The sequence below is a fragment of the Streptomyces sp. NPDC014870 genome, assembly GCF_043081505.1.
GTDB lineage: Bacteria > Actinomycetota > Actinomycetes > Streptomycetales > Streptomycetaceae > Streptomyces.
This window is the reverse complement of the sequence record NZ_JBIBWQ010000005.1, coordinates 292789-317165: the sequence shown is the minus strand read 5'-3', so window position 1 is coordinate 317165 and position 24377 is coordinate 292789. Positions and strand designations below refer to the sequence as shown.

22 protein-coding genes and 1 riboswitch are annotated in these 24377 nt (G+C 71.3%); of the genes, 16 read left to right on the top strand and 6 right to left on the bottom strand.

Annotation, left to right across the window (positions count from 1 at the left end; genetic code table 11):
- Positions 1-30: 30 nt before the first annotated feature.
- Together ACF09C_RS17035 and ACF09C_RS17030 are read left to right on the top strand one after the other, a co-directional pair.
- Positions 31-1329: a sensor histidine kinase gene (locus ACF09C_RS17035; RefSeq protein ID WP_392092231.1), complete on the top strand. Its 1299-nt coding sequence runs from the start codon at positions 31-33 to the stop codon at positions 1327-1329.
- Complete coding sequence (locus tag ACF09C_RS17030; protein WP_362410660.1) at positions 1322-1972, top strand: response regulator transcription factor; 651 nt, start codon at positions 1322-1324, stop codon at positions 1970-1972. The genes ACF09C_RS17035 and ACF09C_RS17030 overlap by 8 nt, the downstream gene beginning before the upstream one ends.
- A gap of 15 nt (positions 1973-1987) precedes the next feature.
- On the opposite strand, the gene glgX is transcribed toward ACF09C_RS17030, so the two are convergent.
- A complete protein-coding gene (glgX, locus tag ACF09C_RS17025; RefSeq protein ID WP_392092230.1) occupies positions 1988-4228 on the bottom strand; it encodes a glycogen debranching protein GlgX in 2241 nt (746 codons plus the stop codon).
- A 166-nt stretch (positions 4229-4394) separates the two neighbouring features.
- On the opposite strand from glgX, the gene ACF09C_RS17020 reads away from it, so the two are divergent.
- The 6 genes from ACF09C_RS17020 (at position 4395) to ACF09C_RS16995 (ending at position 10860) form a co-directional block, all read left to right on the top strand.
- Positions 4395-5615 carry an Ig-like domain-containing protein gene (locus ACF09C_RS17020; RefSeq protein WP_392092229.1) on the top strand — a complete coding sequence of 407 codons (1221 nt, stop codon included), beginning with the start codon at positions 4395-4397 and terminating at the stop codon, positions 5613-5615.
- A 164-nt stretch (positions 5616-5779) separates the two neighbouring features.
- Positions 5780-7024 carry an Ig-like domain-containing protein gene (locus ACF09C_RS17015; RefSeq protein WP_392092228.1) on the top strand — a complete coding sequence of 415 codons (1245 nt, stop codon included), beginning with the start codon at positions 5780-5782 and terminating at the stop codon, positions 7022-7024.
- Between the two features lie 78 nt (positions 7025-7102).
- Positions 7103-7870 (top strand): enoyl-CoA hydratase/isomerase family protein, encoded by a 768-nt coding sequence (locus ACF09C_RS17010; RefSeq protein ID WP_392092227.1) that lies wholly within the window; start codon positions 7103-7105, stop codon positions 7868-7870.
- Positions 7871-8002: 132 nt separating this feature from the next.
- A complete protein-coding gene (locus tag ACF09C_RS17005; RefSeq protein ID WP_392092226.1) occupies positions 8003-8506 on the top strand; it encodes an ATP-binding protein in 504 nt (167 codons plus the stop codon).
- A gap of 360 nt (positions 8507-8866) precedes the next feature.
- The gene (locus tag ACF09C_RS17000; RefSeq protein ID WP_392092225.1) at positions 8867-9643 is read left to right on the top strand and encodes a polysaccharide deacetylase family protein; all 777 of its coding nucleotides are present in this window, start codon (positions 8867-8869) and stop codon (positions 9641-9643) included.
- Positions 9643-10860 (top strand): YncE family protein, encoded by a 1218-nt coding sequence (locus ACF09C_RS16995; RefSeq protein WP_392092224.1) that lies wholly within the window; start codon positions 9643-9645, stop codon positions 10858-10860. Before ACF09C_RS17000 ends, ACF09C_RS16995 begins: the two co-directional genes overlap by 1 nt.
- 3 nt (positions 10861-10863) lie before the next feature.
- Here the strand turns inward: ACF09C_RS16995 and ACF09C_RS16990 are convergent, their stop codons facing one another.
- A complete protein-coding gene (locus tag ACF09C_RS16990) occupies positions 10864-11502 on the bottom strand; it encodes a GNAT family N-acetyltransferase (protein WP_392092223.1) in 639 nt (212 codons plus the stop codon).
- Positions 11503-11575: 73 nt separating this feature from the next.
- Here ACF09C_RS16990 and ACF09C_RS16985 point away from each other — a divergent pair, with 73 nt between their 5' ends.
- The 3 genes from ACF09C_RS16985 (at position 11576) to ACF09C_RS16975 (ending at position 13777) form a co-directional block, all read left to right on the top strand.
- Positions 11576-11791, top strand: a complete 216-nt coding sequence (locus ACF09C_RS16985; protein ID WP_392092222.1) for an EF-hand domain-containing protein — start codon at positions 11576-11578, stop codon at positions 11789-11791.
- A gap of 202 nt (positions 11792-11993) precedes the next feature.
- Complete coding sequence (locus ACF09C_RS16980; RefSeq protein ID WP_392092221.1) at positions 11994-13142, top strand: hypothetical protein; 1149 nt, start codon at positions 11994-11996, stop codon at positions 13140-13142.
- Positions 13139-13777, top strand: a complete 639-nt coding sequence (locus ACF09C_RS16975) for a hypothetical protein (RefSeq protein WP_392092220.1) — start codon at positions 13139-13141, stop codon at positions 13775-13777. The genes ACF09C_RS16980 and ACF09C_RS16975 overlap by 4 nt, the downstream gene beginning before the upstream one ends.
- A 28-nt stretch (positions 13778-13805) precedes the next feature.
- Here ACF09C_RS16975 and ACF09C_RS16970 read toward each other — a convergent pair whose 3' ends face one another.
- The 4 genes from ACF09C_RS16970 to gcvT all read right to left on the bottom strand — a co-directional run bounded on the left by ACF09C_RS16970 (position 13806) and on the right by gcvT (position 18252).
- Positions 13806-15191 (bottom strand): L-serine ammonia-lyase, encoded by a 1386-nt coding sequence (locus tag ACF09C_RS16970; RefSeq protein WP_392092219.1) that lies wholly within the window; start codon positions 15189-15191, stop codon positions 13806-13808.
- Between the two features lie 150 nt (positions 15192-15341).
- Positions 15342-16601, bottom strand: a complete 1260-nt coding sequence (gene glyA / locus ACF09C_RS16965) for a serine hydroxymethyltransferase (RefSeq protein ID WP_392092218.1) — start codon at positions 16599-16601, stop codon at positions 15342-15344.
- Positions 16602-16624: 23 nt separating this feature from the next.
- A complete protein-coding gene (gcvH, locus tag ACF09C_RS16960; RefSeq protein ID WP_362410617.1) occupies positions 16625-17002 on the bottom strand; it encodes a glycine cleavage system protein GcvH in 378 nt (125 codons plus the stop codon).
- Between the two features lie 122 nt (positions 17003-17124).
- Entirely contained in the window at positions 17125-18252 is a 1128-nt protein-coding gene (gene gcvT, locus ACF09C_RS16955; RefSeq protein ID WP_392092217.1) for a glycine cleavage system aminomethyltransferase GcvT, read from the bottom strand.
- Between the two features lie 159 nt (positions 18253-18411).
- Positions 18412-18517: riboswitch (glycine riboswitch) on the bottom strand.
- Between the two features lie 140 nt (positions 18518-18657).
- Between gcvT and ACF09C_RS16950 the strand changes: the two genes are divergently transcribed.
- From ACF09C_RS16950 to ACF09C_RS16930, 5 genes are all read left to right on the top strand, one after another.
- Positions 18658-19359, top strand: coding sequence for an AAA family ATPase (locus ACF09C_RS16950; RefSeq protein ID WP_392092216.1), 702 nt, complete (start codon positions 18658-18660; stop codon positions 19357-19359).
- 114 nt (positions 19360-19473) lie between these two features.
- Positions 19474-20214, top strand: a complete 741-nt coding sequence (locus tag ACF09C_RS16945) for an enhanced serine sensitivity protein SseB (protein WP_392092215.1) — start codon at positions 19474-19476, stop codon at positions 20212-20214.
- Between the two features lie 40 nt (positions 20215-20254).
- On the top strand, positions 20255-21043 hold the full coding sequence (locus ACF09C_RS16940) for an enhanced serine sensitivity protein SseB C-terminal domain-containing protein (protein WP_392092214.1): 789 nt from the start codon (positions 20255-20257) through the stop codon (positions 21041-21043).
- Positions 21044-21407: 364 nt separating this feature from the next.
- Positions 21408-22412 carry an ABC transporter permease gene (locus ACF09C_RS16935; protein WP_392092213.1) on the top strand — a complete coding sequence of 335 codons (1005 nt, stop codon included), beginning with the start codon at positions 21408-21410 and terminating at the stop codon, positions 22410-22412.
- Between the two features lie 118 nt (positions 22413-22530).
- Positions 22531-24297 carry an ABC transporter substrate-binding protein gene (locus ACF09C_RS16930; protein ID WP_392092405.1) on the top strand — a complete coding sequence of 589 codons (1767 nt, stop codon included), beginning with the start codon at positions 22531-22533 and terminating at the stop codon, positions 24295-24297.
- Positions 24298-24377: the final 80 nt, after the last annotated feature.

Here is a 24377-nt window from a genome sequence, read left to right as displayed (position 1 = left end):
CCGATACGGGGAGACGGGGGAGGGGCCGCGATGGGCACGACGACGGTCGAGGAGCGCTGGCGTCAGTTCTTCCGCTGGGGGCCGTACGGCCTGCTCGCCCTCGCGGCGGTCCTCGCCGCGACGACGGCCGACGCGATCGCCATGAGCGGTACGGAGGCCACCGCGGCCGCGGCCCTGGTCGCCGTCACGCTCGTCGTCCAGGTCGGCTGGGACGTCCACCGCCGCCGCGCCCCCGCACCCCCGGAGCCCGCGCCCGAGCAGGGCGGGGGCCCGCTCCTCCTGGGCGCCCCGGGCCCGGCGTCCACCGTCTACTTCACCGTCCGGACCGCCCTGGCCTTCGCGCTCACCTGGCTCAACCCCTTCTTCGCCGTCCACGCGACCATCGGCTACTTCGACGGCCCCCAGCTGCTGCCCCGCCGGCTTGTCCGCGCCGGGCTCCTCGTCACCGCCGTCATCATGGCCGGATCCCAGTCCGGCGGCCTCCCGCCCCGCACGCCCGTCGTCTGGGTCGCCTTCGGCGGCCTGTTCGCGCTCAACGCCTGCCTCGCCATCGGCTTCTCCCACCTCGGGACGCGGGAGGCCGTGAAGGCCGCCGAGCGCGCGGCCACCATCACCGAACTCGGCCGCGCCAACGCCCGCCTGGAACAGGCCCTCGCCGAGAACGCCGCCCTGCAGGCCCAGCTCCTGCTCCAGGCCCGCGAGGCCGGGGTCGCCGACGAGCGGCGCAGGCTCGCCGCCGAGATCCACGACACCATCGCCCAGGGCCTGACCGGCATCATCGCCCAGCTCCAGGTCGTCACCGCCACCCCCGACGCCGACCTCGCCCGGGTCCACGTCCAGCGCGCCGCCGACCTCGCCCGGCACAGCCTCGGCGAGGCCCGCCGCTCCGTGCAGAACCTGAGCCCGGCCGCCCTGGAGCACGACCCGCTCCCCGAGGCGCTCAGGAAGTCGGTCGCCGCCTGGTCCGAACGGACCGGCATCACCGCCCGGTTCACCGTCACCGGCACCGAGGAACCCACCCACGAGGAGGTCGCAGCCACCCTCCTGCGGATCGCCCAGGAGGCGCTCGCCAACGCCGAACGGCACTCCGGCGCCACCCGGGCCGGCGTCACCCTCTCGTACATGGGCGACGAGATCACCCTCGACGTACGGGACGACGGGCGCGGCTTCGACCCGCGCGCCGTCCCCGCCCGCACCACCGGCGGCGGCTTCGGTCTCGACGGCATGCGCGCCCGGGCCGAACGCCTCGCCGGCCGCGTCACCCTGGAGACCTCCCCCGGCGAGGGCACGGCGGTCTCCGCGCGCGTACCGTTGGTGCACCATGGCTGACCGCACCCCCACGACCCTGCTGATCGTCGACGACCATCCCGTCGTACGGGACGGCCTGCGCGGCATGTTCACCGCCGACCCGGGGTTCCGCGTCCTCGGCGAGGCCGCCGACGGCGTCCAGGGCGTCGAACTCGCCCTGAGCCTCGACCCGGACGTCGTCCTCATGGATCTGCGGATGCCCGGCGGCAACGGCGTCGACGCCATCGCCGAGCTGACCCGGCGCGGCGCCCGCTCCCGGGTCCTCGTCCTCACCACGTACGACACCGACACGGACACCCTGCCCGCGATCGAGGCGGGCGCCACCGGCTACCTCCTCAAGGACGCCCCGCGCGAGGAGCTGTTCGCGGCGGTCCGGGCCGCCGCCGAGGGGCGCACGGTCCTCTCGCCCGCCGTCGCCGGCCGCCTCGTCTCCCGCGTCCGCACCCCCGCGGCCCCCGCCGACGAGCCGCTCTCCGCCCGCGAACGCGAGGTCCTCGAACTCGTCGCCAAGGGCACCTCCAACCGCGCCATCGCCGCCGAGCTCTTCATCAGCGAGGCGACCGTGAAGACCCATCTGACGCACATCTACGCCAAGCTCGGTGCCAAGGACCGGGCCGCGGCGGTCGCGCTGGCGTACGAACGCGGCATCCTGGGCCGCGCCTGACCGGGCGGCCCCGCCTCACCCCCCGACCCGCAGCAGCCACACCGACCGGGCCCCCACCGTCACCGTCGCCCCGCCCGCGTACACGGTCTCCGGGGCGCGCGTCTGGTCCTCCAGGGCGGTGTCCAGGACCAGTTCGTACGACTCCGCCCACGGCGGTCCCGGCAGCCGGTACTCCGCCGGGCGCGGGCCCGCGTGCAGGATCGCCAGGAAGCTGTCGTCGGTGACCTGCCGGCCCCGCTCGTCCCGCCCGGGGATGTCCCGGCCCGAGAGGTAGAGGCCCAGCGTGGCCGCGGGCGCGTACCAGTCGGACTCCGTCATCTCGGTGCCGTCCGCCGTGAACCACGCCAGGTCCCGCAGCCCGTCCGCGCCCTGCGGGCGGCCGGAGAAGAACGCGCGGCGGCGCAGCACCGGATGCCGGTGCCGCAGTGCGAGCAGCCGCCGGGTCAGGGCGAGCAGCTCGCGCCGCCCCGGGTCCTCGGGCAGCGACCAGTCCAGCCAGCTGGTCTCGTTGTCCTGGCAGTAGGCGTTGTTGTTGCCGCCCTGCGTGCGCCCCATCTCGTCGCCCGCGACCAGCATCGGCACCCCGGTCGACAGGAGCAGCGTGGTCAGCATGTTCCGCAGCTGACGCAGCCGCAGCGACTGCACGTCGGGGTCGTCGGTCTCGCCCTCGGCCCCGCAGTTCCATGCCCGGTTGTCGTTCGTGCCGTCCCGGTTGCCCTCCCCGTTGGCCTCGTTGTGCTTGCGCTCGTAGGTGACGAGGTCCCGCAGCGTGAAGCCGTCGTGGGCGGTGACGAAGTTGACCGAGGCGTACGGCCGCCGTCCGCCCCAGGCGTACAGGTCGCTGGAGCCCGAGAGCCGGTAGCCGAGGTCGCGCACGTCGGGCAGCGCGCCGCGCCAGAAGTCCCGTACGGCGTCGCGGTAGCGGTCGTTCCACTCCGTCCACAGCGGCGGGAACGCGCCCACCTGGTAGCCGCCGTTGCCGACGTCCCAGGGCTCGGCGATCAGCTTCACCCGCCGAAGGACAGGGTCCTGGGCGATGACCGCGAGGAACGGGGAGAGCATGTCGACGTCGTGCATCGAGCGGGCCAGGGCCGCCGCCAGGTCGAACCGGAAGCCGTCGACGCCCATCTCCGTCACCCAGTACCGCAGCGAGTCGGTGATCAGCCGCAGCACCTGCGGCTGGACGACGTGCAGGGTGTTGCCGCAGCCGGTGTAGTCGGCGTACCGGCGGGCGTCCGACTGGAGCCGGTAGTAGCCCCGGTTGTCGATGCCCTTCAGGGACAGCGTCGGCCCCAGCTCGCCCGCCTCGGCGGTGTGGTTGTAGACGACGTCGAGGATGACCTCGATCCCGGCCGCGTGCAGCGCCCGCACCATCCGCTTGAACTCGCCGACCTGCTGCCCGGTGGTCCCCGAGGACGAGTAGCCGGCGTGCGGGGCGAAGTACCCGATGGAGTTGTAGCCCCAGTAGTTGCGCAGCCCCCGCCGCAGCAGATGGTCCTCGTGCGCGAACTGGTGCACCGGCAACAGCTCCACCGCCGTCACCCCGAGCCGTACGAGGTGGTCCACGGCAGCCGGGTGCGCGAGCCCCGCGTAGGTGCCGCGCAGCTCCTCGGGGATGCCCGGGTGCAGCCGGGTGAACCCCTTCACGTGCAGCTCGTAGATGACCGAGTCCGGCCACGGCGTCTTCGGCCTGCGGTCGTCCGCCCAGTCGTCGTCGTCCAGGACGACGACCCCCTTCGGCACGTACGGGGCGGAGTCCCGGTCGTCGCGCACGGTGTCGGCCACATGCTGCTGCGGCCAGTCCCGGACGTGCCCGTACACCTCCGAGGGCAGCGCGAAGTCTCCGTCGACCGCCCGCGCGTACGGGTCGAGGAGCAGCTTGGCCGGGTTCCAGCGGGCGCCCGTCCACGGGTCCCAGCGGCCGTGCACCCGGAACCCGTACCGCTGCCCGGCACCGACCCCGGGCACGAAGCCGTGCCAGATCTCGTGGGTCAGCTCGGTCAGCGGCAGCCGCCGCTCGGCCCCGTCCGTGTCGAAGAGACAGAGCTCGACGGCCTCCGCCCCGCCGGCCCACAGCGCGAAGTTCGTGCCCGTGACGCCGTCGGGCCCGTTGCGGACGCGCGCCCCCAACGGCGTCGGCGCGCCCGGCCACACCGGGCCCGGCCACCCGGTGGGCGGCCGGGCCCGTTCCGGGGCGGCGGAGAGCCCCCCGCCGTCCCCTACCGCCTCCGCCTTCTGCTCGGCTGCGCTCGACACCTGTCGGCCTCCCGCGGCTCGTCGGGCTCCGCGCGGCGCGGCCCCGCGGCGTCCCGGCCACGGCTCCCCGCACGGGGTCCTCCCACCTGTTCTGCCCGTACGGCCGTACTCCCAACATGACCCGCACGGACGTTTCCCCTGGAGGGTGGCCGTCGTTGGGCCGAGCGTGAGATTCGTATGGAAGCGGGCGGGCCGCGCGCTCGCGGTGGCGGCACTGATGGCGGGCGTGGCGGGCTGCACCGGCACGGGCGAGGGCGGCGGAGGCATCGGCCTCCCGCTGCCCGGGAAGGCGCGGGCTCCCGGCGACGTCATCCGGGTCAGCCCGGAGGACGGCAGCAAGGGCGTGCCGGCCGAGGGACCGATCGAGGTCAGGATCGACAGCGGACGTCTGGAGCGGGTCACCGTCGTCCAGGTCGAGGACGCCCAGCGGGCCGAGGTGCCCGGCGAGATCAGCGCGGACGGGCTGCGCTGGCGGCCCCGGCCGGACTCCCGGCTCGCCCTCGCGGCCAAGTACAGCGTGGACGCCGTGGCGCTCGACGCGCACGGCCGGCGCTCCGCCCGGCACACCACCTTCACCACCGTCGTTCCCGAGCGGCGGTTCATCGGCTACTTCAAGCCGGAGAACCGTTCCACTGTCGGCACCGGAATGATCGTCTCCTTCTCCTTCAACCGCGCCATCGAGAACCGCGAGGCCGTCGAGCGGGCCATCACCGTCACCTCCGACCCGCCGGTCGACGTGGTCGGCCACTGGTTCGGCAAGGAGCGGCTCGACTTCCGCCCGGCGGAGTACTGGCGGCCCGGCACCAAGGTGACCGTCGACCTCGCCCTGCGCGACCTGGAAGGGGCGCCCGGGGTGTACGGCATCCAGAGCAAGCGCGTCGGGTTCACCGTCGGCCGCTCCCAGGTCTCCCTCGTCGACGCGGCCGAGCACACCATGGAGGTGCGCAGGGACGGCGATCTGCTCGCCACGCTGCCGATCACGGCCGGGGCGCCGAAGACCACGACGTACAACGGGAAGATGGTGGTCACGGAGCTCTACGACGTGACGCGGATGGACGGCCGGACGGTCGGCTTCGGCGGGGAGTACGACATCAAGGACGTGCCGCACGCGATGCGGCTGACCGAGTCCGGGACCTTCCTGCACGGCAACTACTGGGCCGCACCCTCCACCTTCGGCTCGGCCAACGTCAGCCACGGCTGTGTGGGTCTGCGGGACGAGAAGGGCGGCAGCGCGGACTCCCCGGCGGGCTGGTTCTTCGACCGCACGCTCATCGGCGACGTCGTCGAGGTCGTCAACTCCCGTGACCGAAAGGTCGCTCCCGACAACGGCCTCGGGGGATGGAACATGGGATGGGAGGAGTGGAAGGCGGGTAGCGCCTTGCGATGACAGGGGCAGCCGACCCGAACCCCGTGCGAACTGGGACTGAACGGTGACATTCGCGTGGAACTTTCGTGTCTTCCAGTGTGATTATCTAGCGCCGTGTGCGCGAGAGGATGTGCACGGGGGTGGGGCCCAGGCAGTGCCGGGTCGTGCGAGGGGAGAACACCATAGTGAACGGGCAGCCGATATCCGGAACGACCACCGGACGCAGGCGCCGCGGCACCCGCCTGGGGGCGCTGGCGACGGGGGCGCTGCTCCTCGTCCTGACCGCGTGCGGTGGTGGCGACACCACCGGCGCGAAGGGCGGGCAGGAGCCGGGCAAGGACGGCGGGGCCAAGCAGGAGATCGCCGCCTCGCAGGCGGTCGTCACGATCACTCCGAAGGACGGCGCCGACGCGGTCGCCACCAGCGGCGCGCTGAAGGTCACGGCCGAGCAGGGCAAGCTGACGACGGTGACGGTCGCGGACACCAAGGGTGCCGAGATCGAGGGCAAGATATCGGCGGACGGCGCCAGCTGGCAGCCCGTCGGGCACCTCTCCGCCGGCACGCAGTACAAGGTCCACGCGATCGCGAAGGACTCCGAGGGCCGTGAGTCGGCCAAGGACACCACCTTCACCACGCTGACCCCGAAGAACACGTTCATCGGCCACTACACGCCCGAGGACGGTTCGACCGTCGGCGTCGGCATGCCGGTCTCCATCCGCTTCACCCGGGGCATCACCGACCCCGAGGCCGTGGAGAAGGCCATCAAGGTCACCGCGACGCCCGCCGTCGAGATCGAGGGCCACTGGTTCGGCAACGACCGCCTCGACTTCCGCCCGGAGAACTACTGGGCCGCCGGCACCAAGGTGAAGGTCGAGCTCAACCTGGACGGCGTCGAGGGCCGCCCGGGTGTCTACGGCAAGCAGAAGAAGACGCTCTCCTTCACCATCGGCCGCCGCCAGGTCTCCACGGTCGACGCCAGCGCCAAGACCATGAAGGTCGAGCGCGACGGCAAGATCATCAAGACCATCCCGATCACCGCGGGCGCCCCGTCCACGACCACGTACAACGGTCAGATGGTCATCAGCGAGAAGTACAAGGTGACCCGGATGAACGGCGCCACGGTCGGCTTCGGTGGCGAGTACGACATCAAGGACGTGCCGCACGCGATGCGCCTGTCCACCTCGGGCACCTTCGTCCACGGCAACTACTGGGCCTCCTCGGGCACGTTCGGCTCCGCCAACGTCAGCCACGGCTGCGTCGGTCTGCGCGACGCGCGCGGCGCGGGTGACAGCTCGACCCCGGCGGCCTGGTTCTACGACCGCTCGCTCATCGGTGACGTGGTCGTCGTGAAGAACTCGAAGGACAAGCAGATCCAGCCGGACAACGGCCTCAACGGCTGGAACATGTCCTGGTCGGAGTGGATCAAGTAACAACCTTCTTGGAGGGGCCCGGTGCTGTGAGCAACAGCACCGGGCCCCTTGTCGTTAACGGCGGCTAACCTGCCGGGTATGACTGTGAACCTCGAAGTCGCGGACGGCGTCGGCACGATCCGGCTCGACCGCCCCCCGATGAACGCCCTCGACATCGCCGTCCAGGACCGCCTGCGCGAGCTGGCCCAGGAGGCGAGCGACCGCGACGACGTGCGCGCCGTGATCCTGTACGGCGGCGAGAAGGTGTTCGCGGCCGGCGCGGACATCAAGGAGATGCAGGTCATGGACCACGCGGCCATGGTGAAGCGGTCGCGCGCGCTCCAGGACTCCTTCACCGCGATCGCCCGCATCCCCAAGCCCGTCGTCGCCGCGGTCACCGGCTACGCCCTGGGCGGCGGCTGCGAACTGGCGCTCTGTGCCGACTACCGCATCGCCGCCGACACCGCCAAGCTCGGCCAGCCCGAGATCCTGCTCGGCCTGATCCCCGGCGCCGGCGGCACCCAGCGGCTCTCCCGCCTCGTCGGCCCCTCCAAGGCCAAGGACCTCATCTTCACCGGCCGGATGGTCAAGGCGGAGGAGGCCCTGACACTCGGTCTGGTGGACCGCGTCGTCCCCGCGGCCGAGGTGTACGAGCAGGCGCACGCCTGGGCCGCGAAGCTGGCGCAGGGCCCGGCCATCGCGCTGCGCGCCGCCAAGGAGGCGATCGACCAGGGCCTGGAGGCCGACATCGACACCGGCCTCGCGATCGAACGCACCTGGTTCGCGGGCCTGTTCGCGACCGCGGACCGGGAGACCGGGATGCGGAGCTTCGTCGAGGAGGGCCCGGGCAAGGCCAAGTTCGTCTGACGGCCGCTCGGCCGCAGGTGGAGGGTATGGCCGCTGGCATATGCCGGAGGAATCTCGCGGAATCGTCAATTCCGGGGTACGGATTCCTCCGGAACGGCCACGCGGCCGCGTCCGTGCGGCCATGATGGGGGCATGGCGGGCCTGGAGGGTGTGGAACAACCGCGGCAGCACGGCGGTGCGACCGCCGCACGGTGGGTGCCGACCGCCGAGGACGAACAGGCCCTCAAGACCCTGGAGTTGTACGGCAACCCGGCCGAGGACGATGTCCGCCTGCCGTCCCGTCCCGAGTCCGCCGCGGTCGCCCGCCGGCTCACGCAGTGCGTGGTGCTCCGGCAGTGGGCCCTGACGCCGCTGATCGCGGAGCACGCGGTCTTACTCGTCTCGGAGCTCGTCGGGAACGCCGTCCGGCACACCGGGGCGCGCGTCTTCGCCCTGAGGCTGCTGCGCCGCCGGGGCTGGATCCGGATCGAGGTCAGAGACCCCTCGCGCGGTCTGCCCTGTCTGATGCCGGTGCAGGAGATGGACATCAGCGGCCGCGGCCTCTTCCTCGTCGACAAGCTCTCCGACCGCTGGGGCGTGGACCTGCAGCCGCGCGGCAAGACCACCTGGTTCGAGATGCGGGTCTCCGACCGCTGATACACAAAAACCCCCGGAGCGGGGGCTTCTGTGTGGGGAGCGCCGCGGGTCGGGGGGGGTGTAACCCACGGTGCTCGAAGACGACCTGGCCCGGGTCAATGGGGGTCGTGGCTTCGACTATGGCAGACAGGTGGCCTTGCCGCCAAAAGTCCCTATCGGGCCAAAATCGGTCAAACCGTCACGCATCGCCAATGAATCATTGGTGACGTGCAGCACGAACCTTGTAAATGGTGAATAAGTATGGCGTTCACCGGGTGTTTCCTCGACCTGTCCGCATGTCGGACGCCTGGCGCGGGGTGGCAAACGTCCTGAATTGGCCCAATCGTAATTTTCCGGACAGATCACCCCTTTAATGGGCGCGTGACCCTCACCGACCGTCGTGGCGCGCTCCGGGCAGGTGCGGCCGCCGCCCTCGCAGGGGCCGCCGCGGGGGCCCTCACGACCGCCTGCGGTACCGAGACCCGTCCGGCGCCGCCCCGGGACCCCGCGCCCGCCCCCAGGCCGCCCGAGGCCCCGGCCCCGCGCAGGTTCCCCGGGCTGCCCGTCGAGATCACCGACGGCCCGCCCGCCCGCCCCCAGGTCGCCCTCACCTTCCACGGCCAGGGCGACCCCGCCCTCGCCCGCGCCCTGCTCGCCGAGGCCGAGAAGGGCGGCGCCCGGGTCACCGTCCTCGCCGTCGGGGAGTGGCTCGATGCCCACCCCGATCTCGCCCGCCGTGTCCTCGACGGCGGCCACGACCTCGGCAACCACACCCAGCGCCACCTCGACGTCAACGCGATGACCGAGGACGAGGCACACGCCGAGATCGCCGCCTGCGCCACCCGGCTGCGCCGCCTCACCGGCTCCATCGGCACCTGGTTCCGCCCCTCCAGGACCCAGCACGCCGGCGAGGCCGTCCGGCGGGCCGCCCGGCGGGCCGGATACCCGCACGTCCTCTCGTACGGCGTCGATTCCCTCGACCACACCTCGCCCGGCGGCCCGGCCGTCGTCCGGAACGTCACCGCGCGCGTCCGGGCCGGATCCGTGGTGAGCCTGCACTTCGGCTACCCCGACACCCTCGCCGCGCTGCCGCCCCTCCTCGCCGAACTCGACCGCCGCGGCCTGCGCGCGGTGACGACCACGGAGCTGCTGACCTGATGCTGCCTCTCACGACGCGCACGATCACGACGCGCACGATCACGACGCGCACGAAGAGCCTCCTCGCCGCCGCGCTGCTCGCCGCGCTAGCCGGGTGCGGCACCGCGGACCCGGCCGCCGAGCCCCGGGGCGGCGGCCGGGAGGAGGCCGCCGTGCTCCCCGCCGTACCGAAGAAGGCCGCCCCCGCGGGGCTTCCGGGCATGCCGCCGGTCCTCGACCCGAACGACATCTACGCCGCCGACCGCCCCGGCAGGCTCTCGCCCGTGGTGAAGGGCTTCCCGAGCCGGGTCTACGTCCCCAACACCAACTCCAACACGGTCTCGGTCATCGACCCGGCCACGTACAAGGTGATCGAGACGATCCCGGTCGGCATCCAGCCGCAGCACGTCGTGCCGTCCTGGGACCTGAAGACCCTCTGGGTCAACAACAACCGGGGCCACACGCTCACCCCGATCGACCCGGCCACCGGCGTCGCCGGCAAGGCCGTCGAGGTCCACGACCCGTACAACCTGTACTTCACGCCCAACGGGAAGTACGCCGTCGTCATGGCCTCCCTCGACCGCGAACTGGTCTTCCGCGACCCCCACACGATGGAACGGAAGAAGACCGTCCCGGTCAGCTGCTACGGCGTCAACCACGCCGACTTCTCCGCCGACGGCCGGTACTTCGTCGTCTCCTGCGAGTTCTCGGGCGAGCTCCTGAAGGTCGACACCGAGAAGATGGAGGTCATCGGCCAGCAGCGGCTGCCCTTCGAGGGCGCCATGCCGCAGGACGTGAAGATCTCCCCGGACGGCAAGACCTTCTACATCGCCGACATGATGGCCCACGGCGTGTGGGTCCTCGACGGCGAGAAGTTCACCACCCCGCAGCTGATGCCGACCGGCAAGGGCGCCCACGGCCTCTACATCTCCCGCGACTCCAAGGAGATGTACATCCCCAACCGCGGGGAGGGCTCCATCTCCGTCTTCGGCTTCGCCCAGAACAGGCTGACGAAGAAGTGGCGGCTGCCGGACGGCGGCTCACCGGACATGGGCGGTGTCTCGGCCGACGGCAAGGTGCTGTGGCTGTCCGGCCGGTACGACGCCGAGGTGTACGCCATCGACACCACGACCGGGAAGCAGCTGGCTCGCATCCCGGTCGGCGGCGGCCCGCACGGTCTGGCGGTCTACCCGCAGCCGGGCCGGTACTCGCTCGGCCACACGGGCGTCTTCCGCTGACCGTCAGGCGGCGACCAGCAGCGCCTCGGAGGCGACGGGACGGTAGCCGGCGGCCTGGAAGACCCGGACGCTGCGCGCGTTGCCGGGGGACTGCTGGGACCAGACGACGTCGCCCGGAGTGAGGTGCCGGGCGGCGAGGGCGAGGGCGCGGCCGATTCCCCGGTGCCTGACGTCCTCGTCCACCTCGATCGCGGCCTCCCAGCGCCCGGCGACGCCACGCCCGAGGACGACCACGCCGCCGTCGGCGCCCCACACCCGGACGTCGTCGCGGTACTTCAGCGCCCGCGCGACCCGCGGGTGCTCGGGATCCCGGATCTCCCGCAGCGGCAGCTCGGGGGCGCCGGGCAGGGCGGGGGCGACGGTGAGCAGGTCGACGGTGTTCATCCGCCGCCCGGTGCGCCGCATGAGCGCCAGCAGGAACCCCGGATTCATCGACGCGGCGAGCGGGTCACTGGCCGTCGCGGCCAGCTCCGCCCGTACCCACTCCGGATCCTGGTCGGTGAAGACGACCGAGTGCGCGGTGAAGGCGAGGACCCCGGCGTCGCGCGTGCTCGGCTGCGGGACGACCGTCGTCGTCCCGTCCGGCGGCGGGAACCGCCCTTCGGCCGCGTCCGCGAGAATCCGTGCCACATCGTCGCTCATACCCCCATCATCCGATACGACGGCGCCCGCTAATCTGACCCCGTCAGAGAAGCACCAAGAAGGGGCGGAAACAGTGGCGGACATCGAGTCGGCACGCACGGCGTTCGATCGGTTCGACGTGGACAAGGACGGCTACATCACCGCCTCCGAGTACAAGAGCGTCATGGCCCAGCTGGGTGACTTCAACGTCACCGAGACGGTCGCGGAGGCGCTCATCAAGCAGCGCGACGACAACCACGACGGCAAGCTGTCGTGGGACGAGTTCTGGGCGCACCTCAGCAAGGCCTGACCTCGGCCGCGCGGGGCGGGCGGCGCGTACTCCGTGCCTACGCACGTGAGTTGCCGCTCGTCCGGCCGCCGGTGACCCGGGGCTGAGCCGCCGGGAGGGACGACGCGCGCGGGTGTGAACCTGGTGGGAAAATGGGGGTGTTCCCTCATCCCTCCTCCCTATGGTCACTGCCGCGCGGCTGGTGCGTCGATTGCTGATGGCTGTGCTTCTGAGCGTAGCGATCAGCGTGGGACCGGTCGCGATCCCGGCAGCGGCTGAACCGACGCCCCCGCCGACGACGTCGGAGCCGCCACCGGACACGTCGGAACCGCCGCCGACGACGGAACCGCCGACGGAACCGCCGACGACATCGGAACCGCCCCCGCCGACGACGGAACCTCCGGATGCCGAGGCCTTCCTCTCGCTCGACCCGGACCACGGCTCCGTCGGGGATGTGATCGACGTCCGGGGCACGGGCTTCCACGGGTGCCCCGCCGGCACCGTGTATCTCCACGTGGTCGGCGGGCCCGAGATCGCGTCCGGCATCCCCGTGTCGGAGAACGGCGACTTCTCGTATACGGAGACCGTCCCGGCGGATGCGGACCCGGACACGTACACGTTCCAGGCCGTGTGCACCGATGAGCCGTCCCTCGCCGCGGAGGCCACCTACGTCGTCGAAACCCCGGGGGACCCGCTCCTCACCCTCGCCGCCGAGGAGGGCGCGAAGGGGGGCACCGTACAGGCGGAGGGCACGGGCTTCCGGTGCTCGAACGTCGACCTGCTGTGGGACGGCGACGAGCCGCTTGCCACCGCCCCGGTCACGGAGCAGGCCACCTTCGTCACCGAGATCCCGGTACCGAGCGACGCGGAGCCGAGCGGGCACACGGTGCTGGCGGTCTGCCAGGACTATCCGGAGCAGTACGACGAGGCTTCGTACGAGGTCACGGACGAGCCGAACCCGACCGACCCCAACCCGACGGATCCGAACCAGACGGACCCGAATCCGACCGACCCGAACCAGACGGACCCGAATCCGACCGACCCCAACCAGACGGACCCGAATCCGACCGACCCGAACCCGACCGTCCCGCCCGGCGGCAACGGCGGCGGCTCCACCCCCGTCGGATGGGTCGTCGGCCCCGCGTCGCTCGGCGGCGCGCTCGCCCTCGCCGCCGCCGCTGCCGTCTACTTCGGGCGGCTGCACCGCGGCCCCCGCTGGGTGCGCAACCACGTACGAGCGACCTTGCGGCCCGCCACCGGCGACACGGCGCTGGCCGAGTACCGGCCGCCCGGCGAGCCGCCCACCCACACCACCCGGCTCGACCCGCACCCGGACCCCGGTCGGCAGACCCTCGACGAGGAGGACCGATGACCACGACCGCGCCCTTGAGGGCCACGACCCCGACGACCGTCCGCTCGTTCCTGCTCGGCGAAGGTGAAGGTCTTGACGGCCCCCTGCGCGCCCATGGCACGGCCGGGCCGCTGCTCGCGCCCGTACGGGGCCGGACGCCCGCCGCCGACCGGGCCGTCGAGCACGAGCTGGCCACCGTCGTGGACGACTTCCTCGGCCTCGACGTGTGCGACCTGGCCGCCGCCGGCTGGCGCGGCCACTCCGCGCTGAAGTCCGCCGCGCGCCGTACCCGGGACCTGCCGGGCAGCGAGGAGGTCGTCGCGCTCGCGACCCACCGGGTCACCTCCACGCACAGGCCCTACGTCGACGTCTACGTGGACGGCGCGAAGATAGGCACACTGGACGTGCAGCTGAGTGTGGTCTTCTGGATCTCCGGGCTCGTCTGTGTGGTCCGCGAGGCCCGTCTGACCGGTGTGCGGTCGGGGGAGTGCGCCGTCGACGTGAGCCTGGGGGCGCAAGGGGCGGTGATCGCCGAGCGCCGGGGCGGCCGGCTGGACCTCCCCGGCGGATTCGCGCTGCGGGGCCCGGTGCCACTGCTGCGGGACGAGCCGAACCCGCACGAGGCCCGGACCGCCCCGGGAATCAGCAGGCGCTGATCAGCCCGCGCTGATCAGCCCATGGTGATCAGCACTCGATGATGTTCACCGCGAGACCGCCCCGCGCCGTCTCCTTGTACTTGACCGACATGTCCGCGCCGGTCTCCTTCATCGTCTTGATGACCTTGTCCAGGGAGACCAGGTGGCTGCCGTCGCCGCGGAGGGCCATCTTCGCGGCCGTGACCGCCTTGACCGCCGCCATGCCGTTGCGCTCGATGCACGGGATCTGGACCAGGCCGCCGACCGGGTCGCAGGTCAGGCCCAGGTTGTGCTCCATGCCGATCTCGGCCGCGTTCTCGACCTGCTCCGGGGAGCCGCCCATGACCTCCGCGAGGGCGCCGGCCGCCATCGAGCAGGCCGAGCCGACCTCGCCCTGGCAGCCGACCTCGGCGCCCGAGATCGAGGCGTTCTCCTTGAAGAGCATGCCGACCGCGCCCGCCGCGAGCATGAAGCGGACCACGCCGTCGTCGTCGGCGCCCGGCACGAAGTTCATGTAGTAGTGCAGGACCGCCGGGATGATGCCCGCCGCGCCGTTCGTCGGGGCGGTGACCACGCGGCCGCCCGCCGCGTTCTCCTCGTTCACGGCCATCGCGTAGAGCGTGATCCACTCCATCGCGAGCGCCGCCGGGTCGCCCTCGGAGCGCAGCTTGCGGGCCGTGTTCGCGGCGCGGCGGCGGACCTTCAGGCCGCCGGGCAGGATGCCCTCACGGGACATGCCGCGCGAGACGCAGGCCTGCATGACCCGCCAGATCTCCAGGAGGCCCTCGCGGATCTCGTCCTCGGTGCGCCAGGCCTTCTCGTTCTCCATCATCATCGCGGAGATCGACAGGCCGGTCTCCTTCGCGAGCCGGAGCAGTTCGTCGCCCGTGCGGAAGGGGTACTTCAGGACCGTGTCGTCCGGGATGATCGGGTCCGAGCCCTCGGCCCCCTCTTGAGAAAGCACGGTCTCGTCCACGACGAAGCCGCCGCCGACCGAGTAGTACGTCTTCTCCAGGACCAGCGCGCCCTCGACGTCGTACGCGAAGACCGTCATGCCGTTGGCGTGGTACGGCAGCGCCTTGCGCCGGTGCAGGATCAGGTCCGCGTCGAAGTCGAAGGGGATCTCGTGCATCCCGAGGACGTTGATCCGGCCGCTCGACTTGATCCGCTCGAACTCGTCGTCCGCCGTCTCCACGTTCACCGTGCGCGGAGAGTTGCCCTCCAGGCCCAGCAGGACCGCCTTCGGCGTGCCGTGCCCGTGGCCGGTCGCGCCCAGCGAGCCGTACAGCTCGGCCCGTATCGACGCCGTGTGCGCCAGGAGGCCCTCGTTCTTCAGCCGGCGCGCGAACATCCGGGCCGCGCGCATCGGGCCCACCGTGTGCGAGCTGGACGGGCCGATGCCGATCGAGAACAGGTCGAAGACCGAGATGGCCACGGGGGACTCCTTGTGGGGGGCTGACGCCGTTGTCTGCCGGGGTGGTGCAGAACAGAGCAGGAAAGCGAGCGGGACAAAGGGGTGGGGCACCGGCTCACTGTCCAGTGTGCGCGGTGCCCCGGAGCTTCATACCAACAAAAGGGTACGAAATTACTTCAGGCCGGGGTACAGCGGGTGCTTCTCGGCCAGAGCGGTCACACGGGCCTTCAGAGCGTCCGCGTCGAAGCCGGGCTTCAGGGTCTCCGCGATGACGTCGGCGACCTCGGCGAAGTCCTCGGCCTCGAAACCGCGGGTCGCGAGCGCCGGCGTACCGATGCGCAGACCCGAGGTGACCATCGGCGGACGCGGGTCGTTCGGGATCGCGTTCCGGTTGACCGTGATGCCGACCTCGTGGAGGCGGTCCTCGGCCTGCTGGCCGTCCAGCTCGGAGTTGCGCAGGTCCACCAGGACCAGGTGCACGTCCGTGCCGCCGGACAGGACCGAGACGCCGTGCGCGGTGACGTCGTCCTGGACCAGGCGCTCGGCCAGGATCCGGGCGCCGTCCAGGGTGCGCTGCTGGCGCTCCTTGAACTCCTCCGAGGCCGCGATCTTGAACGAGACGGCCTTGGCCGCGATCACGTGCTCCAGCGGGCCGCCCTGGAAGCCGGGGAAGACCGAGGAGTTCAGCTTCTTCGCGAACTCCTTCTTCGCGAGGATGATGCCGCCGCGCGGGCCGCCGAGCGTCTTGTGCGTGGTCGAGGTGACCACGTCGGCGTGCGGGACCGGGTTCGGGTGCAGACCGGCCGCGACCAGGCCCGCGAAGTGGGCCATGTCGACCCACAGGTACGCCTCGACCTCGTCGGCGATCCGGCGGAACTCGGCGAAGTCCAGCTGACGCGGGTAGGCGGACCAGCCCGCGATGATCACCTTCGGGCGGTGCTCCTTGGCGAGGCGCTCGACCTCGGCCATGTCGACCAGACCGGCCTCGTCCACGTGGTACGCGACCACGTTGAACTGCTTGCCCGAGAAGTTCAGGCGCATGCCGTGGGTCAGGTGACCGCCGTGCGCCAGGTCCAGGCCCAGGATCGTGTCGCCCGGCTGGGCGATCGCGAAGAGCGCGGCCTGGTTCGCGGAGGCGCCGGAGTGCGGCTGGACGTTGGCGTACTCGGCGCCGAACAGGTCCTTGATCCGGTCGATGGCGATCTGCTCGGCCACGTCGACGTGCTCGCAGCCGCCGTAGTAGCGGCGGCCCGGGTAGCCCTCGGCGTACTTGTTGGTGAGGACCGAGCCCTGGGCCTCCATGACCGCGACCGGAGCGAAGTTCTCCGAGGCGATCATCTCGAGGGTGGACTGCTGGCGGTGGAGCTCGGCGTCGACGGCGGCGGCGACGTCCGGGTCCAGCTCATGGAGAGGGGTGTTCATAAGCGACATGGATCGATCCCTACGGGTCTCGGTCAGCCTGCGGTGAAGGCGGTGTACTCGTCGGCGGTGAGCAGCTCGTCCGGCTCGCCGGTGATGCGCACCTTGAACAGCCAGCCACCCTCGAACGGGGCGGTGTTCACCAGGGAGGGGTCGTCCACGACGTCCTGGTTGGCCTCGACGATCTCGCCGGTCACCGGGGCGTAGAGGTCGCTGACGGACTTGGTGGACTCCAGCTCTCCACAGGACTCGCCCGCGGTCACGGTGTCCCCGACCTCCGGGAGCTGCACGTAGACGACGTCACCGAGGGCGTTCGCCGCGTGCTCGGTGATGCCGACCGTCGCGACGCCGTCGACGACGTCCGACAGCCACTCGTGCTCCTTGCTGTAGCGGAGCTGCTGGGGGTTGCTCATGTCGTGATTCTCCTGGATCGGGGGAGTGCTGATGAACGCGGGTCTTACGGGATGAGACGCGGGGTGAGACATGAGGGGGTGGGAAACCTCACGCCCGCCCCTTCGTCAGTTCCGGTGCGCCGTCACTTCTGGCGCTTGTAGAAGGGCAGCGCCACGACCTCGTACGGCTCGTGGGTGCCGCGGATGTCCACACCTACACCCTGCGTGCCGGGCTCGGCGTGCGCCGCGTCCACGTAGGCGATCGCGATCGGCTTTCCGAGCGTCGGCGACGGGGCGCCCGAGGTGACCTCGCCGACGGCCTCTCCGTTCACGACGACGGAGAAACCGGCGCGCGGGACCCGGCGGCCCTCGGCGACCAGGCCGACCAGCTTGCGCGGCGGGGCGGTCTCGGCGCGCTCGGCGGCCTTCTCCAGGGCCTCGCGGCCGACGAAGCGGCCCTCGTTCGTCGTCTTCTCGAACTTCACGACCCGGCCGAGACCGGCGTCGAACGGGGTGAGGGAGGTCGTCAGCTCGTGCCCGTACAGCGGCATGCCCGCCTCCAGGCGCAGCGTGTCACGGCAGGACAGGCCGCAGGGGATCAGGCCGACCGGCGCGCCCGCCTCGGTCAGCGCCTTCCAGACGCCCTCGGCGTGCTCCGGCTTGAGGAACAGCTCGAAGCCGTCCTCGCCCGTGTAGCCGGTACGGGCGATCAGCGCGGGGACCCCGGCGACCGTGCCCGGCAGGCCGGCGTAGTACTTGAGCCCGTCCAGGTCGGCGTCGGTGAGCGACTTCAGGATGCCGGGGGACTCCGGGCCCTGGACGGCGATCAGGGCGTACGCGTCGCGGTCGTCGCGGACCTCGGCGTCGAAGCCGGCCGCGCGCTCGGTCAGCGCGTCGAGGACGATCTGCGCGTTGGAGGCGTTGGCGACGACCATGTACTCCGTGTCACCGAGCCGGTACACGATCAGGTCGTCGAGGATGCCGCCGTCCTCCTGGCAGATCATCGTGTAGCGGGCGCGGCCCACGCCGACCGTGGAGATGTTGCCGACCAGGGCGAAGTCGAGCAGCTCGACCGCCTGCGGGCCGGTGACCGTGATCTCGCCCATGTGGGAGAGGTCGAAGAGGCCCGCCTTGGTGCGGACGGCGACGTGCTCGTCCCGCTCGCTGCCGTAGCGCAGCGGCATGTCCCAGCCGGCGAAGTCGGTCATGGTCGCGCCCAGCGAACGATGCAGGGCATCGAGGGCGGTCAGACGGGGGGCAGACGTGCTCATGGGTGGCTCCCGGATCCCAAGGGCGGAAAACATGACGGGCGAGGACGTCCTCCCCATCTGTCATGGAACCTGAGAGGTTCACCGAGAGCATCTCGTCACCGAGAGATCGGCTTGCACCTTGGGTGGGGACGCGTGAAGCGTCCCGCTTTTCAGATCTGCCTCATCCACGCGGTACGGGGCCTGAGAGATTCAAGGGAGGGTCTTGCTCCTTCGGCGCCCGGGTCCCACCGTCGTGGTGGTTCCGGGACTCTCCCGCGCGGATTCGAGCGGCCGGTATGCGGTTGTGTGCGCTTGGCGCGGCCATCATTGCACGCGGTGTCGGATCGGCAAATCGCTTGTGACTGATTACCCCTTCTTTACACTTTGTGGGGAAGGGGTTCTCGGGACCCGACTGGGGGAGAGACGATGACGATCCAGCGCTCCGGCGCCTACGCCACGAGTACGGGGATACCGGCTCCACGTGCCCGCGCCCGCGCCCGGACCCTCCCCCGAGGACTGCGTCCAGGGGGGACCCCCAGCCGCGCCGCGCCCCTGCTGCGCGATCTGCGCGAGCGCGGCGGCCGCGGCCCCCGCACGCTCGCCTTCACCGCGGGCGACCTCGTGGTGGTCTCCGGGCTGCCCGGCAGCGGCAAGTCCACGCTGATGCGGCGCGCCGCGGACGGCCTCGGCATCGACTCCCAGGACGCCCGCGAGCGCTGGGAGGCCCGGCTGCCCGCCTTCCTGCCGTACGCGGTCTACCGCCCCCTGGCGCGGATCGCCCACTACGCCGGCCTGTGGCGCGCGCTGCGGGCCGGGCGGAGCGTCGTCGTCCACGACTGCGGCACCCAGTCCTGGGTGCGGAACTGGCTGGCCCGCGAGGCCCGCCGCCGGGGCAGCGCCCTCCACCTCATCCTGCTCGACGTCACGCCCGCCACCGCCCGGGCCGGCCAGCGCGAGCGCGGCCGGGGCGTCTCCGGCTACGCCTTCGCCCGGCACCGCCGGGCCGTCGGCCGGCTCCTCGGCTCGGTCGAGTCGGGCCGGCTGCCCCGCGGCTGCGCCTCGGCGACCCTGCTCGACCGGGACGCCGCGGGAGCCCTGCGGACCATCGCCTTCCGCTCCGCGCACTGAGCGCTTTTGGCCACGGGGGTGCCAGGGCGGCGTTAGGGTTCTGCCCCGAGGGCGTCACGACCAGGGCGCGTGAGACACGCGATCAGGGCGTGCCAGACAGGGGAAGCGGGAACCGTGGACGTTACGTGGCCGGGCAACGAGCTCGAAGAGGTCCTCGCGGCCTCGCTCGGCAACCCCTCCGCCGGAGGCCGTCTCGTCGAGGTCCTCGGCCGGAGCCCCGTCTGGGTGCCGCTGCCCAACGGAGGCAGTCAGGAGAGCCGGGACCTCGACCTGCCCACGCTGGAGATCGACGGACTCCCGTACGTCCCCGTCTTCAGCTCCGAGCAGCAGTTCCTCGCCTGCGTCGGCACCCACATGTCCTTCACCGTCGCCCCCGCCCGTGACTTCGCCCGCGGTCTGCCCCCGCAGCTCGGCATCGCCGTGAACCCCGGTGGCACCGTCGGCGCCCCGCTGCCCCCGCCCGCCGTGGCCGAACTCTGCCGGACCGGCCGCACCCCGCTGGACGGCCCCGCGAGCGGCGGCCGGGTCCGGCTCTTCGAGCCCGACTGGCAGGACGACCCCGTCGACTTCCTCTCCGCCGCCTCCGCCGAGTTCGAGGCCACCGGAGTCGTCCTCTCCGCCCGCCGCGCCCTGGCCAGCGTCGAGGGCACCGAACCGGCCCTCTTCGTCGGCGTCGAGCTCGTCACCTGGGACGGCGTCGACCGGAACGCCCCGCTGGACGCCCTCGGCCGCGCGCTCGGCCGGGTCGAGGTGGCCTGGCCGGTCAACCTCATCCTGCTCGACGTGGCGCAGGACCCGGTCGGCGACTGGCTGCTGGAGCGGGTGCGCCCCTTCTACCAGCGGGCGTCCCGGTAACTAAGCTGAAGCGGTGGACGGAAGAGGGGCGGAGAACAGCGTGAGCGCGTCAGGCACCGCTGCGACCGGAATGGTCGAGCACAGGCTGCGCCAGGTGGCACCCGGACGCTACGAGGCGTACGAGGACCTGCTGCGCGCCCTCGCCGACGGCGGCGTCTGGATGCTGCTCTGGCAGGGCACCCCCGGCTCGCCCGACGCCCAGTACGGACACATGGAGGTCGAAGGCTTCGGGTACGCCCCGTGCGTCACCTCCGCCCAGGAGCTGGCCGCCTCCGGCTGGAACCGCGCGCACGAGGTGGTCACGGGACGCGAGATCGCCGGCGCGCTCTACCCGGACCGGGTGGGCATCTGGCTCAACCCGCACGACCCGAACGGCGGCGTCGGCATCCCCTGGGCGGATCTGCGCCGGATCGCCACCGGTCTCGACCGGATGCCGGCCGGACCGCTCAGGCTCTCCGAACCCGCCCTTGAGATTCCGCAGTTCTACGCCCAATTGACGCAGAACGCCCATCGCACCCCGTCCGTACGGTCGCTGCGCAGGGCCTGGGTGCAGCCCGCGCTCGGCTCCCCGTACCTCGCCATCGGTCTCGACCTGTACGACACCTCCGCCGCCGCCGTGGAGTCGGTGCGCGCCATGATGCGGCAGTCGGTCTCCGCCGTGCCCGACGGCCTGCCCGTCTCGACGGTCGCGATGTCGGACTCGTACGACCCCGTCGCGATGTGGCTGCGTGCCAACGCCCGGCCGTTCTACGACCGCGACGCGCACGCGGCGCCCGCGCCGCCCGCCTCCGGCTACGGCTACCCCCCGGCCGTGCCCCGCACCTACTGAGCCCTGCCCCGTATCTCCTGAGCCGTGCCCCGCGCGTGGTGATTCACCCGATTCGCCGCCCCCTTCGTCACCCCAATTGACACCCGTCACAGGGGTGTTGGGGTGGATGTCCGTTTGGGCCGAATAGTGGCCGAGATGGTCCGCTGACGCGATCACAGAGTCCGGATAACGGAAGGCAACGAACCGCATCACGGTTGAGCAAACATTCACCGTGAGGTCTGGCGGGTGATCGCGACCACATTGAAGACTCCCCGGAACACCGGGCGTTCGGCCTCCTGGCCGGTGCCCCGCAGTTGTTCCACCAAGCCGCTACCCGCGGCGGGCAAGGGCCGGCTACCGGCGGCCGAGAGGGGTCCTCACCACGATGACGGCACCACTGCACGAGACGAGTGCGGCCGAGTCGACCGCCGCCGTCGATGCCGTGCCCCCCGCGCCTGCGGGCAAGGCGATCGAGGGTCGTTCCCCCTGGCAGATCGCCTGGACCAGGCTCAAGCGCGACAAGCTCGCGCTGGCCGGCGGCGCGATCGTGATCTTCCTGGTCTTCGTCGCGATCTTCGCGCCCCTCATCGTGGGGCTGCTCGGCCACCCGCCGGACGAGTTCCACGAGGACCAGATCGACCCGCTCTTCGGCACCCCGATCGGCCCCTACGGCGGCATCAGCGCCGACTTCCTGCTCGGTGTCGAGCCGGTCAACGGCCGTGACGTCTTCAGCCGGATCGTCTACGGGGCCCGGATCTCGCTGCTCGTCGCCTTCCTCGCGGCGATGTTCGCGGTCGTCCTCGGCACCGTCCTCGGCGTCGTCGCCGGCTACTTCGGCGGCTGGGTCGACGCGGCCCTCAGCCGGGTCATGGACGTCATGCTGGCCTTCCCGCAGCTGCTCTTCACCATCGCCCTGGTCTCCGTGCTCCCCAACGAGCTGCTCGGCTTCTCCGGTTCGGGGGTGCGCATCGGCGCGCTGGTGGTCGTGATCGGCTTCTTCGGCTGGCCGTACGTCGGCCGGATCGTCCGCGGCCAGACCCTCTCGCTGCGCAACCGCGAGTACGTGGAGGCCGCCCGCTCGCTGGGCGCCGGCCGGCTCTACATCCTCCGCCGCGAGCTGCTGCCCAACCTGATCGCCCCGATCATGGTCTACGCGACCCTCATGATCCCCACGAACATCCTCACCGAAGCGGCCCTCAGCTTCCTCGGCGCCGGCGTCAAGCCGCCCACCGCCTCCTGGGGCCAGATGCTCTCGACGGCCATCTCCACCTATGAATCGGACCCCCTGTTCATGGTGATCCCCGGCCTCGCGATCTTCATCACCGTTCTGGCGTTCAACCTCTTCGGCGACGGCGTGCGGGACGCGCTCGACCCGAAGGCAGCGCGCTGACCGCCCGCCGAACCGCCCGCACGCCCGTACAGACCCGCCCCTGCCGCTGTTGACAGGAGGCAATCACCACCCGGCGGACCGCCGTAGCGGCCGCCACTATTCCGGAGGTTGCGTGACCATGACTCTGAACAGCTCTTCGCGGCGCAGAATCGCCGCCGGCGCGCTGCTCGCCGCCGCCACGATGGTCGTCACCACGGCGTGTGGCGGCAGCACCGGCGACAACGGCAAGGGCAAGACCGGCGCCCCCGGCTTCAACGCCGCGGTGAACAAGGTCGCCAACGCCTCCGACAAGAAGGGCGGCGAGCTGAAGTTCATCGGCTCGCAGGAGGCCGACTCGTGGGACCCGCAGCGCGGCTACTACGGCTTCGTGTGGGACTTCGCCCGCTACTACACGCGTCAGCTGGTCACCTTCAAGGCCGAGCCGGGCGCCGCCTCCACCGAGCTGGTCCCCGACCTCGCCACCGACGCCGGCAAGGTCTCGGAAGACGGTCTGACCTACACCTTCACGCTGAAGGACGGGGTCGCCTGGGAGGACGGCAAGCCGATCACCTCCAAGGACATCAAGTACGGCATCGAGCGCATCTGGGCGCAGGACGTCATCTCCGGCGGCCCGATCTACCTGCAGCAGGTCCTCGACCCCAAGGGCGAGTACAAGGGTCCCTACAAGGACACCACCCCGGACAAGCTCGGCCTGAAGGCGATCGAGACCCCGGACGACAAGACCATCATCTTCAAGCTGCCGGTCGCCAACGGTGACTTCCTGCAGATGCTGGCCATGCCCGCCGCCTCCCCGGTCCGCCAGGACAAGGACACCAAGGCCCAGTACGGCCTGAAGCCCTTCTCCTCCGGCCCGTACAAGTGGCAGTCGTACACCCCGAACAAGTCGATGCTGCTCGTCCGCAACGACAAGTGGGACGCCAAGACGGACACCGTCCGCAAGGCCCTGCCGGACAAGATCAGCGTCAAGTTCACCACCAACGCCGACGACATGGACAACCGGCTGATCGAGGGCGAGTACGACCTCGACCTCAACGCCACCGGTGTCGGCGCCGCTGCCCGCGCCAAGGTGCTCCAGCAGCACAAGGAGAACGCGGACAACCCGCAGACCGGCTTCATCCGCTACGCGGTCTTCCCGCAGACGGTCATCGACAACGTCGAGTGCCGCAAGGCGATCATCTACGCGGCCGACTCCAAGTCGCTGCAGACCGCCCGTGGTGGCCCGCAGGCCGGTGGCGACATCGCCACCAACATGCTGCCGCCGGCGATCAAGGGTGCCGACCCCAAGGCCGACCCCTACGGCAAGCTGGCCGGCAAGGCCGACGTCGCCAAGGCCAAGGAGGCCCTGGCCAAGTGCGGCAAGCCGAACGGCTTCAAGACCACGATCGCGGTCCGCAACAACAAGAAGATCGAGATCGCGACCGCCGAGTCCCTCCAGCAGTCGCTGAAGGCCGTCGGCATCGACGCCCAGATCGACCAGTTCGACGGCGCCCAGACCTCCGGCATCATCGGTTCGCCGAAGGTGGTCAAGGACAAGGGCTACGGCATCATCATCATGGGCTGGGGCGCCGACTTCCCGTCCGGCCAGGGCTTCCTGCAGCCGCTGGTCGACGGCCGCTTCATCCTCCAGAGCGGTAACAACAACTTCTCCGAGCTGAACGACCCGGCCGTCAACGGCCTGTTCGACCAGGCGCTGAAGGAGACCGACCCGGTCAAGGCCGGCGAGCTCTACAAGCAGATCAACACCAAGGTCTCCGACGCCGCGGTGTACCTGCCCTTCACGCACGAGAAGAACATCATCTGGCGCTCCTCGCGACTGACCAACGTCTACACGGCCGACGCCTACAACGGCCGCTACGACTACGCGTCGCTCGGCGTCATGAAGTAACCGAGAGTCCCATCCACCCGCTCCAACGGCGCACCACCCGCCGCTAGGTCCGAAGGGCAGGTGATGGCCGCTCCCGGCGG

What these genes read in the sequence shown, in the direction of transcription:
- gcvH (WP_362410617.1), bottom strand. Translation starts at nt 17,002, where the DNA reads ATGAGCAACCCCCAGCAGCTCCGCTACAGCAAGGAGCACGAGTGGCTG.
- ACF09C_RS17030 (WP_362410660.1), top strand. Translation starts at nt 1,322, where the DNA reads ATGGCTGACCGCACCCCCACGACCCTGCTGATCGTCGACGACCATCCC.
- ACF09C_RS16975 (WP_392092220.1), top strand. Translation starts at nt 13,139, where the DNA reads ATGACCACGACCGCGCCCTTGAGGGCCACGACCCCGACGACCGTCCGC.
- ACF09C_RS17005 (WP_392092226.1), top strand. Translation starts at nt 8,003, where the DNA reads ATGGCGGGCCTGGAGGGTGTGGAACAACCGCGGCAGCACGGCGGTGCG.
- ACF09C_RS16995 (WP_392092224.1), top strand. Translation starts at nt 9,643, where the DNA reads ATGCTGCCTCTCACGACGCGCACGATCACGACGCGCACGATCACGACG.
- ACF09C_RS16990 (WP_392092223.1), bottom strand. Translation starts at nt 11,502, where the DNA reads ATGAGCGACGATGTGGCACGGATTCTCGCGGACGCGGCCGAAGGGCGG.
- ACF09C_RS16930 (WP_392092405.1), top strand. Translation starts at nt 22,531, where the DNA reads ATGACTCTGAACAGCTCTTCGCGGCGCAGAATCGCCGCCGGCGCGCTG.
- ACF09C_RS16950 (WP_392092216.1), top strand. Translation starts at nt 18,658, where the DNA reads ATGACGATCCAGCGCTCCGGCGCCTACGCCACGAGTACGGGGATACCG.
- ACF09C_RS17035 (WP_392092231.1), top strand. Translation starts at nt 31, where the DNA reads ATGGGCACGACGACGGTCGAGGAGCGCTGGCGTCAGTTCTTCCGCTGG.
- glyA (WP_392092218.1), bottom strand. Translation starts at nt 16,601, where the DNA reads ATGTCGCTTATGAACACCCCTCTCCATGAGCTGGACCCGGACGTCGCC.
- gcvT (WP_392092217.1), bottom strand. Translation starts at nt 18,252, where the DNA reads ATGAGCACGTCTGCCCCCCGTCTGACCGCCCTCGATGCCCTGCATCGT.
- ACF09C_RS17010 (WP_392092227.1), top strand. Translation starts at nt 7,103, where the DNA reads ATGACTGTGAACCTCGAAGTCGCGGACGGCGTCGGCACGATCCGGCTC.
- ACF09C_RS16935 (WP_392092213.1), top strand. Translation starts at nt 21,408, where the DNA reads ATGACGGCACCACTGCACGAGACGAGTGCGGCCGAGTCGACCGCCGCC.